The sequence below is a fragment of the Sphingomonas sp. MMS24-J45 genome, assembly GCF_044881195.1.
Taxonomy (GTDB): Bacteria; Pseudomonadota; Alphaproteobacteria; order Sphingomonadales; family Sphingomonadaceae; genus Sphingomonas.
Window position 1 is genome coordinate 3257654 of sequence record NZ_CP173255.1, and the last position, 14073, is coordinate 3271726.

General features: G+C 66.4%; 10 protein-coding genes and 1 tRNA gene. 2 read left to right on the forward strand and 9 right to left on the reverse strand.

The features are described 5' to 3' along the window. Positions 1 to 7 precede the first annotated feature (7 nt). Genes AB5I39_RS15635 through AB5I39_RS15650 form a run of 4 tightly spaced genes read right to left on the reverse strand, consistent with a single transcriptional unit; the run spans position 8 to position 5023 of the window. Positions 8 to 784, reverse strand: a complete 777-nt coding sequence (locus AB5I39_RS15635; RefSeq protein ID WP_404368885.1) for an enoyl-CoA hydratase/isomerase family protein — start codon at positions 782 to 784, stop codon at positions 8 to 10. Further along, a complete protein-coding gene (locus AB5I39_RS15640) occupies positions 781 to 1728 on the reverse strand; it encodes an aldo/keto reductase (protein ID WP_404368888.1) in 948 nt (315 codons plus the stop codon). Before AB5I39_RS15640 ends, AB5I39_RS15635 begins: the two co-directional genes overlap by 4 nt. Then, a complete protein-coding gene (locus tag AB5I39_RS15645; protein ID WP_404368891.1) occupies positions 1728 to 2234 on the reverse strand; it encodes a YiiD C-terminal domain-containing protein in 507 nt (168 codons plus the stop codon). The genes AB5I39_RS15640 and AB5I39_RS15645 overlap by 1 nt, the downstream gene beginning before the upstream one ends. Continuing rightward, positions 2231 to 5023 (reverse strand): beta-ketoacyl synthase N-terminal-like domain-containing protein, encoded by a 2793-nt coding sequence (locus tag AB5I39_RS15650; RefSeq protein WP_404368894.1) that lies wholly within the window; start codon positions 5021 to 5023, stop codon positions 2231 to 2233. Before AB5I39_RS15650 ends, AB5I39_RS15645 begins: the two co-directional genes overlap by 4 nt. Before the next feature lie 257 nt (positions 5024 to 5280). Between AB5I39_RS15650 and AB5I39_RS15655 the strand changes: the two genes are divergently transcribed. After that, positions 5281 to 6180 (forward strand): NADPH:quinone oxidoreductase family protein, encoded by a 900-nt coding sequence (locus AB5I39_RS15655; RefSeq protein WP_404368897.1) that lies wholly within the window; start codon positions 5281 to 5283, stop codon positions 6178 to 6180. Here the strand turns inward: AB5I39_RS15655 and AB5I39_RS15660 are convergent. From AB5I39_RS15660 to recJ, 3 genes are all read right to left on the reverse strand, one after another. Further along, complete coding sequence (locus AB5I39_RS15660) at positions 6174 to 7337, reverse strand: acyl-CoA dehydrogenase family protein (RefSeq protein ID WP_404368900.1); 1164 nt, start codon at positions 7335 to 7337, stop codon at positions 6174 to 6176. The genes AB5I39_RS15655 and AB5I39_RS15660 overlap by 7 nt on opposite strands. A gap of 230 nt (positions 7338 to 7567) precedes the next feature. Continuing rightward, a tRNA-Glu gene (locus AB5I39_RS15665) sits at positions 7568 to 7642 on the reverse strand. An 80-nt stretch (positions 7643 to 7722) separates the two neighbouring features. After that, a complete protein-coding gene (recJ, locus tag AB5I39_RS15670; RefSeq protein WP_404368903.1) occupies positions 7723 to 9486 on the reverse strand; it encodes a single-stranded-DNA-specific exonuclease RecJ in 1764 nt (587 codons plus the stop codon). A gap of 239 nt (positions 9487 to 9725) precedes the next feature. On the opposite strand from recJ, the gene AB5I39_RS15675 reads away from it, so the two are divergent. Next, positions 9726 to 12005 carry a penicillin acylase family protein gene (locus AB5I39_RS15675; protein ID WP_404368906.1) on the forward strand — a complete coding sequence of 760 codons (2280 nt, stop codon included), beginning with the start codon at positions 9726 to 9728 and terminating at the stop codon, positions 12003 to 12005. Between the two features lie 157 nt (positions 12006 to 12162). On the opposite strand, the gene AB5I39_RS15680 is transcribed toward AB5I39_RS15675, so the two are convergent. Beyond that, positions 12163 to 12843: a prolyl hydroxylase family protein gene (locus tag AB5I39_RS15680; RefSeq protein ID WP_404368909.1), complete on the reverse strand. Its 681-nt coding sequence runs from the start codon at positions 12841 to 12843 to the stop codon at positions 12163 to 12165. A gap of 89 nt (positions 12844 to 12932) precedes the next feature. Then, on the reverse strand, positions 12933 to 13970 hold the full coding sequence (locus AB5I39_RS15685) for an RcnB family protein (protein WP_404368912.1): 1038 nt from the start codon (positions 13968 to 13970) through the stop codon (positions 12933 to 12935). Positions 13971 to 14073 lie beyond the last annotated feature (103 nt).

Sequence of the window (14073 nt, forward strand, 5' to 3'; positions counted from 1 at the left end):
TGCAGCGTCATCGCCCTTCGAAACGCGGCGGGCGGCGTTCGAGGAACGCGCTTATGCCCTCCTTTCTGTCCTCCGTCGCCAGCAAGGCTCGACGGCGCGTCCGTTCGCGCTCCAATGCAGCGTCGAGCCCGGCCTCCTCGATATGGCGCTGGGTCGCCTTAATCGCTTGTACGGCGAGCGGCCCCTGTGCCGCGATACTATGCGCAGTCTCCAGGGCATCGGCGCGCAATCGATCATCATCGCAGAGCCGATTGGCCAGACCCACCCGCTGCGCGGCTTCCGCGTCGATGATGCAGCCGGTGTAGAGCAGCTCGCGCGCGAGACGGGGGGCAACGGCGCGTTGCAGGAAATAGGTCGCGCCGAGGCCGGGCATGGTGCCGAGCTTCACCTCCGGCATGCCGAAGCGCGCTGATCGGTCGGCGAAGATGAAATCGCAGGCGAGCGCCACCTCCAGGCCGCCACCAATCGCGGCACCGTTTACCGCGGCAATGATCGGAACTGGGGCCGCGGCGATCGCGCGCGCGGCGGATTGCGCCCGTTCGCTATACGCAAACAATGCCTCCGGCGACATTGCGATCGACTCGGCAAGATCGGTCCCCGCGAGGAAGGCCGGGCCTTCTGCAGCCAGCACCGCCGCGCGACAGTGGCCATCGAGGCCGGTTGCAAAGGAGATCAGCGCGTCGAGCAGCGCGTCATTGAGCGTGTTCAGGCCGTCGTCGCGGTGGAACGTCGCAATGGTGACCGCGCCGGAGGTTTCGATGCGCAACTGGGTACGGGGTTTCATGGCGCGCTCCGGGCGGCGGCCCCGACGGCAGCGAACAACCCCGCATCGAAAGGGAGATCCAGCGCGCCGCGCACGAGGTGTTCGAGTTGGCGCGGCGTGCGTGCGCCAAGCATCACAATCGTGACCGACGGGTGGTGAAGCAACCACCAGATCGCCAATGCGGGGAGGGAGGTTCCGTGCGCCGCGGCGAGCGCTTGCAATCCGGCGATCCGATCGTCGAGCCCGGGCTTCCAGAGGTGCGCGTAGAGATCGGCGCGCAGGGCGAGGCGGCTCCCTTCGGGTATCTTCTCGGCATAGGCATAGGCACCTCCAAGCAATCCTCCCGCCAGCGGCGAATAGCAGGTGTAGGCGAGTCCCTTGTCTTGGCACGTCGCCATCATGCCATTCTCCGCGTCCACCTGATCCAGCAGATTGAACCTGTTCTGGACCAGGGCGGGGCGATGCGCCGCGGACGCACAGGCCGCGACATCGTCAGCGCCGACGTTCGAAATGCCGAATGCCCCGATCAGCCCTTGCGCTTGCAGCCGGCCCATCGTGTCCATCACCTGCGGCCACGCGACATTGGGGTCGGGAACATGCGTGAGGTAGAAATCGAGCACCTCGACCCGCAGCCGGGCGCGCGACAGTTGCAGTTCGCGTTCGATCGTAGCGGGCTGCAAGCCCCCGCGAAGGCCGACCTTGGAGGAGATTTTGACCTGCGCGCGTTCGTCTTCGCTGCGGGTACGGAGCCACCTGCCGATCATCGCCTCGCTGGCCCCATCGGCATAAGACCCGGCAGTGTCGATCAGCGTGATCCCGAGCGACAACGCGCAATCGAGCAGGGCATGTGCCTCGGCTTCGCTCTCGCCCTGGCCAATCAAGCGGCGTGCGCTGCCGATGCCGCCGAAATTTGCCGCGCCAAGCGCCAGTGCCGAGACGCTCTGCCCCGCCAGTGCGCGCATCATCACAGCCGCCAGGCCTCGGGAAAGGGCAGGTCGAGATCGCCCTCGCAAGCATCGGACGGTGCGTGCAAGATGGTGAAATGCCCGGCGTAGATCGCGGCCGGGTCGCCCGGTTCTGCCAGCACCTGCGCGCTCGCCGAGAGGCGGACCTTGCCGATATCATACAGCGTGTCGAGATCGATCGTCGGCAGCGCCTCGCAACTTGCCCGAAATTCGCGCTCGATCGGCTGGTGCAGGCGAAACTCGCTATGCCGCAGGACGATGCGCGCGCTGACCCGCCGCGCCCACATCCAGCGTACGAGCAACAACCAGGGCGCAAGCGCCGCCGTCGTAAAGACGCCGGGCCCGAACGCGGTGCCGCGGTGGTTCCGCGTCGGCGCGATCGGGGCCGCCAGCGCGATTCGCTCGGGCTCGAAAGCGATGAGGCGTACCTCAAGGTATCGCGTCATGGGGATCCGCTCGTGCAGCGCGTCGCTCAGCCGCGCGAGCGTTTCGGCATCGGCGATCATCCGCGGGGCGCACCAGCAATGATGACGTGATAATGCGTTCCCCCTGGGCTGGCCGCGTTGATCGCGGCGTATCGTGCCTGAGGAACGCCAAGCGGGCTGGTCGGAATGACAATGCCATCTCCTTCGGCGAAAGCCGGGTCGGCGCCGCGCGTGGGGGGTATCTCGCCCTGATTCAGCGCAAACAGCGCTTTGATCAGGCTCCCCGCCGCTGCAGACGCGCCGCAATGGCCAATGTCGGGCATGACCGATCCGAGCGGTAGCACCTCGCGTCGCCCGCGAAAGGCTGCCGCGATCGCAGCGATCTCGGCGCGGTCCGCAGACGGCACGCCGCATCCGAACCCTTCTACGAAGGCAACCTCGTCTGGCGTTACTCCCGCCTTTGCGTGCGCGGCGCGAATTGCCTGTTCGAGCGCGGCGGTGGAAACGAGCTGCGACGCCATATCGGTAGCGACCGCGCTCCCGATCCCGTGGATGACGCCGAGAATCGGATCGCCTCGCCGTCTCGCATCGGCAAGACGGCGTAAGACAAACACGCTTGCCCCTTCGCCCGGCAGATAGCCGTCCGAGGTCCCGGCGAAGGCGATTGGCCGGTCGGAGCGGGACACCTGACCCAGCGCACATTCCTCCGCCAGCCGAGAGACGCCGGATCGCATTTCGGCGCTAGCGCACAGCACCGCATCCACCGCCGGGTCGGCGAGGCGCCTGCCTGCAACTTCCAGCGCGGCAATGAACGACGCGCCGCCGCCAGCCTCCACCGCGCAAATCGGCCCCGTCAGGTCGAAGGCGCGCGCGATCCGGGCCGCGGTGAAACTGGGCGAGAGGTTGAAGAGGCTCGACGCCGACAGTGGCGGCAGATCCGCTGCGAGACACCGCATCGCGGTCTTGACCGTCCGCTCCCGTTCGCGCGGGCACCGACCGCGCTCGGCCATCGCGCCGCGCAGGTGATGCTCGATCTCGGGCAGGCGCGCGGCAGCGACCTGTTTCAGGCCGAAATCGCTGCAATGGTCGGCGGCCAGGACCACCGCGACGTTGCTGCCCGGCGATACGGCAGAACTGCGCGCCGCCTGCCGCGCGAGGTCGATCATCAGGTAATGCAGGGGATCATGCCGCGCGATGTCGGCTGGACGCTCCCCGAAGGCGGCGGCGCGGCGGGCCCATACCAACGGATCGAGCGCCAGCCTGGCGCCGAAGCTTGTGTAGATGCCGGGATGCTCGCGCCGCCACGCCTCTTGCGCATCCGCTTCTTCGGCCAGACCGCTCCATCCCGCCGACAGCGGCTGCGGCCGGAAAGGCCTGTGGCCTTGCAGAAGGTTGCGGTGCAGCGTTTCCAGATCCGGCGCATCGGCGAAACGGGCCGCCATGCCGACGATGGCGATCGACTCCGTTGCGCCTGCCCCTGCGGTGACCCTCGGGGCGGCGGGGAGGGTTGCTGGCGGTGCTTCGACCAATACATGATAATTCTGCCCGCCGCTGGCGATCGCACTGATCCCTGCGCGCCGCGGCGATACGCGGTCGGCGCTGGCGTGGTGCGGATCTGTGGGGCCGACGTTGACGGCACTGAAACGATCGAACGCGGCCCGCGCGTTGTTCGGGCGGACGGGCTGAAATAGCGCCTCCGCTTCGAACAGCGCGAGCGCAGCCACCAGATTGGCAAGCCCGGCTGCTTCTTTTGCATGGCCGATATGCCCTTTGATCGACCGGATCGGGATCGGTTGCGGTGCCCCGCCATGCGCACGAATGTAGGAATTGAACACTTCGGCCTCGATCGCGTCGCCGACGCGCGTGCCGCTGCCATGCGTCAGGTACAGGTCGACCGTTCCTGGGACGATCCCCGCCGACTCGTGCGCGCGCGCGATCGCGAGGCTGTGGCCGCGTGGACTGGGCGACAGCATGTAGCGTTCACGCGCGCCATCGTTCGCCCCGCCGATACCGCGAACGATAGCCCGCACCGGAAGGCCGTGGCCCACCGCGTAGCCCAATGTGGTGACGACAAGCAGCACAACGCCGTCCGAAATCACGGTGCCGCCATTGTCGTCGGTGAACGGGAAACACCCCTCGCGCGCGAGCAGACCGGCGTTGGAGTAGAGTACCTGATTGACGGTATCGACATAGGACAGTGCCCCCGCCAGCGCGAACGGCGCGCCCTGCGCAACGTCGAACGCCGCCATGTCCAGCGCGGCCAACCCCCCGGTGCAATTGCCATCCACGACAATGGCTTTGCCGGTCGTACCCAGGGCACCAGCGAGCGCGGCCGGAAGACGATGCAGCGCGCGCGCGCCTGCTCGCCCGGGATGCAGCGTCTTCGCCAGACTGGCGCGAACCTCGGCAGCGATGACGGCAAGCTCGGTGAAGGAGAATTCGTCCGGGTGCGCCCCAGCGACAAGCGCGGGCAGCAAATCATCTGCCGCAGCCAGCAGTCCCGCGTCGTAAATCGCCGGACCACCGCCGCGCGAATGGGCAAGGAAGATCGGAGCGGCCTGTCCGGTGGTGGCCTCTTTCGACAGTTGCGCCGATCGAAGCGCGCGATCGAGTGCCTCCAAGAGCCAGGTGCGCGCGACAGTCGCGTTGTGTGGTCCGCTATCGGCAAGAGCGCCGCCGCGCAAACTGGACAGGCGCGCATCGCCCTGTCGTGCCTGCGGATCGAAGTAAATATCCGGGTCGATCCGCTCGGCCGGAAAATCCCCGTAACATATCCGGCCTTCGCGTAGGACAGTCGCCAGTTCGTGCGGCGTGCCTGCGCCGGGCAAGGCGAAACCGTACCCGGCGATGACAATGCTCGCTGCATCCATGCGTGGCGCGCCCCCTCAAGGCATTGACAGGAATAGAGGGCCGCGAGCAGGTGCAGTGTCAACCTACTCCCATCGCTAGGTGGACAGGAACAAGCGAATCTTCGAAACTAAGAATTTATCGGTCTTTCACGCCGGAAATTCGCATGCCGTATCGTACGGACGAACGTTTTATGCGCACGTTGATTTGCGAGAGATGGGGTTCACCCGAAGATTTATGCTTCCGCGAAGTACCGCCACCCATTGCCGGCGGTCCGAATGTGCAGATCGACGCCCGCGCCGCTACCGTCAATTTCGCCGATATCTTGATGATCGCGGGCCGATACCAGACGCGGCCCGACCTTCCCTTTACCCCGGGCCTGGACGCTGCGGGCGTGGTTCGGACCGCGCCACCGGGGAGCAGTCTGCGAACTGGCGATCGAGTTGTGGCGATCCTCTGGCATGGCGGATTTGCGGAGCAGGTGTGCGCGGCCGATGTCGAGACCTTTCGCATTCCCGACGCGATGCCGTTCGACATCGCTGCCGTCCTGGCCAGCTCGTACGTCAGCGCGGGGCTGGCGCTGGTCGACGTGGCACGGCTGCAAGCGGGGGAGACCGTGCTCGTGCTGGGCGCAGGCGGGGGTGCCGGGGTCGCGGCAGTGCAGATTGGGAAGGCACTGGGCGCGCGCGTTGTGGCGCTCGCCGGAACTCCCGAGAAACAGGCGCTCGCCGCGCAGGCCGGGGCCGACACGGTCGTATCGTCGACCGCAGCGGATTGGCGCGATCAGGTCGGTGCGTTCGTCGGCGATCGCGGAGCCGACGTCTGTTTTGACCCGGTCGGGGGAGCCCGCAGCAGCGAAGCGCTCTCGATGCTCGGGTGGGGCGGTCGTCACATCGTGTTCGGCTTTGCGGCAGGGGAGGTGCCCGTCGTCCCGGCCAATCGGCTGCTGGTCAAGAATCGCGCGATGCTCGGTGCCTCGCTGCGCTATTTTCGCCGCTACCGCGCCGATCGGCTGCACGCGATGATGGCGCAACTGTTCGATTGGTGGGAGGCCGGGGCGATCGCGCCCGTCGTTACGCGCCACTATTCGCTGGAGCGCGCGGCCGAGGCCTTGCGTGATCTTGCCGCCGGGCGCGCCGCAGGAAAGCTCGTGATCACGATCGGCGCGCCCGATCAATAGGATCGCGGCAGGCCGAGGATATGTTCGGCGACATAGCTGTAGATCATGTTGGTCGAAATCGGCGCGACCTGATAAAGCCGGGTCTCGCGAAATTTGCGCTCGACATCATATTCGGTGGCGAAGCCGAAACCGCCGTGGAACTGAATGCAGGCGTTCGCCGCTTCCCACGATGCTTCGGCACCCAGATATTTCGCCATATTCGCCTGCGCGCCGCACGGCTCCCCGGCGTCATAGCGGCGACACGCCTCGAACCGCATCAGATTCGCCGCCTCGACCGCCATGAACGCTTTCGCAATCGGGAATTGGACGCCCTGATTCTGGCCGATCGGTCGGTCGAACACGACGCGCTCCTTGGCGTACGTCGTTACGCGGTCGATAAACCAATAGCCGTCGCCGATGCATTCTGCAGCGATCAACGCGCGTTCGGCATTCAGGCCCGTCATGATATATTTGAAACCCTGTCCTTCCTCTCCGATCAGATTTTCCACCGGAATTTCGAGATTGTCGAAGAACAGCGCGTTGGTTTCGTGATTGACCATATTGGCGATAGGACGGACTTCCAGACCCGATCCGAGTGCCTGCTTGATGTCGACGAGGAAGATCGAAAGGCCCTCGGATTTGCGGGACACCTCGGCCAGGGGCGTGGTGCGGGCCAGCAGGATCATCAGATCCGAATGGCGGACGCGGCTGATCCACACCTTTTGCCCGTTGACGACATAGCGGTCCCCCTGGCGCACGGCCGTCGTCTTGATCTTGGTGGTGTCGGTGCCGGTCGTCGGCTCGGTGACGCCCATCGATTGCAGGCGCAGCTCCCCCGTCGCGATCCGGGGCAGGTAGGTTCGCTTCTGCTCGGTCGAACCGTGCCGGATCAGCGTGGTCATATTGTACATCTGCCCGTGACAGGCACCCGCATTGCCGCCGGACCGGTTGATTTCCTCCATGATGACGGATGCGGCGGTAAGACCGAGACCCGATCCGCCGAATTCCTCGGGGATCAGCGCGGCCATCCATCCCGCTTTGGTCAGTGCATCGACGAACGCCACGGGATAGGCACGCGCTGCATCGATCTTGCGGAAGTACGCGTCGGGAAACTCTGCGCAAAGCGCGCGGACCCCATCGCGGATCGCGCCGTAGCCGGTGCCTGCTGTCGTCTGCATCAACGGGCGCTCCCTTCCGTGTCCGCACCGTTACGACGGGTCGCCTAGGCCCTCAGTACCCCAGTGCTTCAGGCGGGGCATAGTGCTGAGCGTGGCACGCGAGATCAATGGGAAGCTGAATGTCGACAAAGTGGTCGCCTAGCGAAACGGGCACTACCCCGAGCGCAATTGCACTGAAAATCGCCAACACCGTCGGAAACGGCTTAACGCCGCGATTTCCCGATTGACGATGGTGACCCCTACGGGAATCGAACCCGTGCTTCAGCCGTGAAAGGGCCGCGTCCTAACCGCTAGACGAAGGGGCCATGCAGGGCGTGTGCCCGCGTGCGGAGGGTCGGTTAGGCGTAGTCGGCGCGCGGGTCAAGCGCTGTCTGCGCGGAATCGTTCAATCGGCCCAGGCGGCGTCGTCCACATGCAGTTCCGCGGCGGGGCGGGAACCCCAATCGTCGATCTTCGCACGCCCCGCCAGCCACAGTCTGCGGTGCGGCGGCGCACCCAGCAACGCTTGCCCCAGCGCGGTGTCGGCCTGGCGGAAGGCGACGGTTTTCAGCGTGCCGCCGCCATCGCCGCTGACGATCGCGCGGACATGGCCGTTGCCTACCACATCGGCCTTGATGATCCGCACCGGCCCGGCGACGATGCGTGGTTGCGGCCAGCCCATGCCGTAGGGCCCGCCTGCCTCCATCGCCGCGACGAGGGCAGGGTTGACCCCGCTCGCGGTGAGCACCGCATCGAGCAGCAACGCACGGTCACCCATCGCGCGCGTGACGGCGGCATCGAGTCGCGCGCTCAGGAAGTCGCCGAACGCTTCGACCTGATCCTCGGCAATCGTCAGCCCGGCCGCCATCGCATGGCCGCCGCCCGCAACCAGCAACCCATGCTCCTTCGCCGCCAGCACCGCTGCGCCGAGGTCGACGCCGGGAATCGACCGGCCCGATCCCTTGCCCACGCCCGCATCGTCGATCGCGATGACCAGGGCAGGGCGGCCGAACTTCTCCTTCAGCCGCCCCGCCACGATGCCGATCACGCCGGGATGCCAGCCATGCCCCGCCACCACGATCACCGCGCGGTTGCTTTTGGTGGCTGCGATTCCCTCGGCCGCTTCCTGCACGATCCCCTCGATCGCGCGACGCTCCTCGTTCAACTGGTCGAGTTCGACTGCGATTCGGTCGGCCTCGGCGGGATCGCGCGTGGTGAGCAGCCGCACGCCGAGGTCGGACTTGCCGACGCGCCCACCGGCATTGATCCGCGGCCCCAGCGCAAAGCCAAGGTCGGTCGCGGTCGGCGCGCGCGTCAGGCGCGATGCGGTGATCAGCGCGTTCAGGCCAATGTTGCGGCGCTGCGCCATCACCTTGAGCCCCTGCGCGACGAACGCGCGATTCAGCCCCTTGAGAGCAGCGACATCGGCCACGGTACCGAGCGCCACGAGATCGAGCAGGTCGAGCAATTTCGGCTCAGACCGTGCGGCGAAATAGCCCCGCGCGCGAAGAGTCCGGATCAGTGCCGCGCCGAGCAGGAAGGCAACGCCGACCGCTGCCAGATGTCCGTGCGCAGCGCCGTCGGTCTCATCGAGCCGGTTGGGATTCACCAGCGCATGGGCATGGGGCAAAGCAGCGGCGCATTTGTGGTGATCGACCACCACGACATCGACGCCAGCGACGCGCGCCATCTCCAGCGCCTCGAACGCCTGCGCGCCGCAATCGACGGTGACGATCAGGCTCGCGCCTTCCTCCTTCAACCGCACCAGCGCCGCGCCTGAGGGACCATAGCCCTCCATCAGTCGATCGGGGATATACGGCCGCGCCTCGAGCCCGAGATCGCGCAGCAGCAGGATCATGAGCGCCGCCGATGTCGCGCCGTCGACGTCATAATCGCCGAACACCGCGACATGCTCGCCCGCTTGCACCGCATCGGCAAGGCGATCGGCGGCGCGGTCCATGTCGCGAAAGATAGACGGGTCGGGCATGAAGCCGCGGATGCTCGGTGCCTTGTGCGCCTCCAGCGCGTCGCGCGGACAGCCGCGCGCCAGCAGTAATTGCGTGACGAGATCGTCGGGCGCGAAACCCGGATCGCGCGCGTCCGTCTCCAGCATGCGCCAGCGCCACGGCTGGCCAAGGATCGAGTTTTTGATGTTGAGGACGGTGTTCATGTGGCCGCGTCGTAGCGGGTTGTGGGGGCAGGGGGCAATGCGGCGTCAGCACTCACCGCGCTCCACCCCGAGCTCCACCCCGGCGAAGGCCGGGGCCCAGTTGCGAGCGAGTAGGTAACGACGCGCAACGCCAAAGCATAAAAGTTGCGCAACTGGGCCCCGGCCTCCGCCGGGGTGGATGAGTTTGGTTGCGCGCGGGCAGGAGCGGGTGCAAACCTCCCCAAAACAGGAGAGACACGATGCGCTATCTGGCAGGCCTAGCAGCAGGCGCAGCATTGCTGTGCGCAACCGGCGCGGAGGCTAAGGGCCCGCGCTTCGCCGCCACCATCACCCGCACCACCTATGGCATCCCGCATATCCGCGCGGCCAATTGGAGCGGTCTCGGCTACGGCGTCGCCTATGCCTATACGCAGGATAATCTGTGCATGTTGGCGGAGGAATTCGCCACCGTCGCCGGGGAACGCTCGCTGTGGTTCGGTGCCAAGGGGACCGCGACGCTCGGCTTCGACCGGATCGACAATCTGTCGTCCGATCTGTTCTTCCGCTCGATCATCGATCTGCCCGCGCTGCGCAGCGGCTTCGGGAAGGCGAGCCCCGCAACGCAGGCGCTCGTGCGCGGTTATGTCGCCGGCTATAACAAGGCGCTGCGCGATCTCGGCCCGCAGGGCGTACCGGTGGCGTGTCGCGGCAAGGGCTGGGTCCGACCGATCGCGCTCGACGACATGCTGCGGCTGACCGAGAAGCAGATGCTGCTGGCAAGCTCGCTCGCGCTCGCGCCGATGGTGACCTATGCCGCACCGCCCGGCGCGCCACAGGCGGCGGCGCTGTCGAGCGAAGATCCGCTCCGCCCGCGCCACATTGGCTTCGGTAGCAACGGCTGGGCGTTCGGCTCGGACGTGACTACCGACAAGCGCGGGTTGCTGGTCGGCAATCCGCATTTCCCCTGGACCGGGCCGAGCCGCTTCTACGAAATGCACCTGACCGTGCCGGGCAAATATGACGTGATGGGCGTCACGCTCGCGGGTGGGCCGATCGTCACGCTGGGCTTCAACAAGGATGTCGCCTGGACCCACACCGTTACCGCCGCACAGCATTTCACCGTGTTCCAGCTGAAGCTCGATCCCGCCGACCCGACCGCCTATCTGGTCGACGGCAAGAGCGAGAAGATGCGGCGCATGAGCGTCAGCGTGCCGATGTCCGACGGCGCGCCGCCGGTGCTGCGCACGCTCTACGCATCGCGCTACGGCCCGCTGATCGCCAATCCGCTGGCGGGGTTTGCGTGGAACAAGACCACCGCCTTCACGCTGCGCGATGCCAATCACAACAATCAGCGCGCGCTCGATACCTGGCTGGCGATCGGGCAGGCGAAGAACGTTGGCGAAGTGCGCGCCGCGGTCGAGCGCACGCTCGGCATTCCGTGGGTCAACACGATCACGGCGGACCGCTTCGGCAAGGCGCTCCACGCCGATGTCACCGCCGTCCCCAATGTCTCGACAGCAAAGGTCAAGGACTGCGCCACCCCCGCCTCGGTGGCGTTTGCCGGGCGGCTGGTACTGCTCGATGGCAGCCGCAGTGCGTGCGATTGGGACAAGGTCCCCGGCACGGCAGTTGCCGGGCTGATGCCCGCGCGCGATCAGGCGGTGCTGGAACGGCGCGATTATGTCGCCAACAGCAACAATTCCTACTGGCTGAGCAACCCCAAGGTCCCGGCTATCGTCCGCTCGCCGATCCTGGGGACTGCAGAAACCGCACGTTCGCTGCGCACCCGCTCGGGCCTGCTGGAGATCGAGCGACGGCTCAACGGCACCGACGGCCTGCCCGGCACGCAGATCGATCATGCCCGCGCCGAGGCGATGGCATTCGCCAACAAGAGCCTTGCGGCCGAACTTGCGGTCGATCCGGTTCTGGCGCTGTGCCGCGGGCAGGAGGATCTCAAAGCGGCCTGCGCGGCGCTGGCCGGGTGGGACCGCCGCTATGATCTCGACAGCCGCGGGGCGTATCTCTTCGCGGCCTTCTGGGAGGCCGTGAAGGTGCCGCAATGGGCAGTGCCGTTCGACAAGGCCGACGCGGTCCACACCCCGCGTGATCTGGTGACCAGCGGGGCGGCGGGCGAGAAGCTGCTCGCGGCGCTGCAGTCGGCGGTCGCGCGGTTGGCGAAGGAAGGCATCGCGCTCGATGCACGCTGGGGCGACGTGCAATTCGCGGTGCGCGGGAACGACCATATCCCGATCCATGGTGCTGCGGGGACGCTCGGCGTGCTGAACGTGCAGCAATCCGACGTCGTGGCGGGCGGATTGGTCCCCAAGCACGGCACGAGCTACATCCAGGTCGTCGGCTTCGATGCGACCGGGCCGGTGGCGGATGCGTTGCTCAGCTATTCGCTGTCGACCGATCCGGCGTCACCCTATTACGCCGATCAGACGCGCGCTTTCTCGGTGAAGAAGTGGCATCGGCTGCCCTTCACGCCGGTCCAAATCGCGGCGGACGGGGGCACGAAGACAATGCGGATTTCGGAGTAGCGCCGCCCCGCTATCACCACCACCCCACCACCACCCCGGCGAAGGCCGGGGCCCAGTCGAGGGACCGGACTCATCGGGCATTGCGCTTCGTTACATCGGCCTTTGCAACTGGGCCCCGGCCTCCGCCGGGGTGGAACAGTGTCTGAAGGGCAAACCCTCACTCCTGAATCCAGTTCCCCTCGCGGAACCATTTCGTCACGATGTACTTCGTGCCCTTCACCACCGGCATCCCTTCATGCAGCGTCTGTTCGTTGCGGCTGCCGTCGAGGTTCATATTGTTCCACGCGAGCAACAGCCCGCGCTTCGGCGCGACCTTGATGCCGATCTGCGGGAACCAGGTCGCGCCGCCTTCCTCGACCGTGTTGAGATAGATCATCGCGGTCCAGGTGCGCTGTCCGCCGGACTTGATCATGTGCGGCCAATAAGGCTGCTTTTCGTTGAAATAGTCGAAATGCGCTCGGAAATGCTGGCCGACGGCGTAGCGTTGCCCCTGCATCGTCTCGCCGTGGACCGGATCGATCCCGAGCAAGGCGGCGATCGCCTCGTCGGTCGGGCGCACTTCGGGCGAGTAGCGTTCCATGTCGCAACTGTCGCTGGTGCGGAACTCCTGCACCGTCTCCGCCGCCAGCACGGTCGAGCGGCGCCGGTTCGAATCGATCAGCTTGCACAGCCGGTCGCACGTCGCCGCGTCCAGGAAGTCGGGATGGTAATAGATTTGCGCGGTATCGACCTTGGCGCGCTTTACGTTCGGATTGGCGTCGAGCCGGGCGGAAACGGTTTCGCCGAACAAGCGCCGCACTGGCGATGCGCCATTCGGTTTCTTTGCAAACAGAGCCATGCCCGCGACTTTGCCGCGCGCGTCCCAAAAAACAAGGGGTCCGCAAGCTCAGGCCTGCGGACCCCTGTCGTTTCAATCGCTTCCGGCGCTTACCAGAAGATGTCGTACACCGTGTCGACGACATAGCCGGTGCGGATATCGACCAGCAGCGCGTCGTTGTAATAGCGCACCCAACGATACGGGCCGTACGCCGGGGGCAGCCGGTAATAGTCCGCGTCATCGATCCAATAATCCTGGTTGTACAGGATCGAGCTCAGCGTGAAGCCGATCGAGAAGCGGCGATAGCCATAGCTCCAGCCATACGGTGCGTAGTAGCGCGGCAGGCGGAAGATGTTCCGGTTCTGAGCGCGATAGGCGTAATAATTGTAACGGTTGTCCCGCCGCCAATCGCGGTTCCAGTTGCGGTTGTTGCCGTTCCAATTGCCGTCCCAGCCACGGTTATAATTGCTGGAGAAGCCACGGCGATCGTCCTGCCGCCAGTCACGCCGTGCATCCTGACGCCGGTCGTCCTGCCGCCAGTCGCGCCGGTCGTCGCGGCGATCATCCTGACGCCAGTCGCGCCGGTCGTCACGCCGGTCCGCCCGAACGTCACCGCGCGGGTTCTGCCCGGCGTTGAAGTCCGGTCGGCCATCGCGGCGTCCGTCGCCGAAGCGGCCATCACCGCCACGCTGGAAGGGCTGACCCGGTTGCCCCGCCACAGGTGCCTGCACCTGCGGCGGCGCCGGATTCGTCACCACGGCCGGGCCGCCCCGCACCTCGCCCCGCCCGCGGAAGTCGCCACGGCCCTGACCTTCGCCACGCCAGCCGCCACCGCCGAAGTTCGGGCGGTCGCCACGATCTGGCCGTTCGAAGCGCGGCTGCGCCTGAACGTCGGCCTGGACCTGCGCCTGGGGTTGCGGGCGCTGGAATTGCGGTCGTTCGAACTGCGGGCGTTCCGCCTGCTGCGGACGCTGGAACTCGGCCCGCGCTTCGGGCGCACGCATCTCGCGCTGCGGCGGGGCACCGCGCTCGCCGCGATCCGCGCGTTCCTGTCGGCCGCCACGCTCCTGTAAACCATCTTGCGCAAACGCCGTCGCCGGGATCAACGCAGAAGCCGCCATGATCGCGGCGAGCAAAGTCTTGCGCATCGGTTAGGTCCTCACTCTTCGTCCGGACGCCATGTCCGTCGTTGGCTTCTTCTAGGGCGGAGTCGATGAGCCGTGTCTGAATTGCGTTGACAGCAATCGGAAA

Coding starts and splice junctions, on each gene's coding strand:
- AB5I39_RS15635 (WP_404368885.1), bottom strand. CDS start 784: ATGAAACCCCGTACCCAGTTGCGCATCGAAACCTCCGGCGCGGTCACC.
- AB5I39_RS15640 (WP_404368888.1), bottom strand. CDS start 1,728: ATGATGCGCGCACTGGCGGGGCAGAGCGTCTCGGCACTGGCGCTTGGC.
- AB5I39_RS15645 (WP_404368891.1), bottom strand. CDS start 2,234: ATGATCGCCGATGCCGAAACGCTCGCGCGGCTGAGCGACGCGCTGCAC.
- AB5I39_RS15650 (WP_404368894.1), bottom strand. CDS start 5,023: ATGGATGCAGCGAGCATTGTCATCGCCGGGTACGGTTTCGCCTTGCCC.
- AB5I39_RS15660 (WP_404368900.1), bottom strand. CDS start 7,337: ATGCAGACGACAGCAGGCACCGGCTACGGCGCGATCCGCGATGGGGTC.
- recJ (WP_404368903.1), bottom strand. CDS start 9,486: ATGAACACCGTCCTCAACATCAAAAACTCGATCCTTGGCCAGCCGTGG.
- AB5I39_RS15675 (WP_404368906.1), top strand. CDS start 9,726: ATGCGCTATCTGGCAGGCCTAGCAGCAGGCGCAGCATTGCTGTGCGCA.
- AB5I39_RS15680 (WP_404368909.1), bottom strand. CDS start 12,843: ATGGCTCTGTTTGCAAAGAAACCGAATGGCGCATCGCCAGTGCGGCGC.
- AB5I39_RS15685 (WP_404368912.1), bottom strand. CDS start 13,970: ATGCGCAAGACTTTGCTCGCCGCGATCATGGCGGCTTCTGCGTTGATC.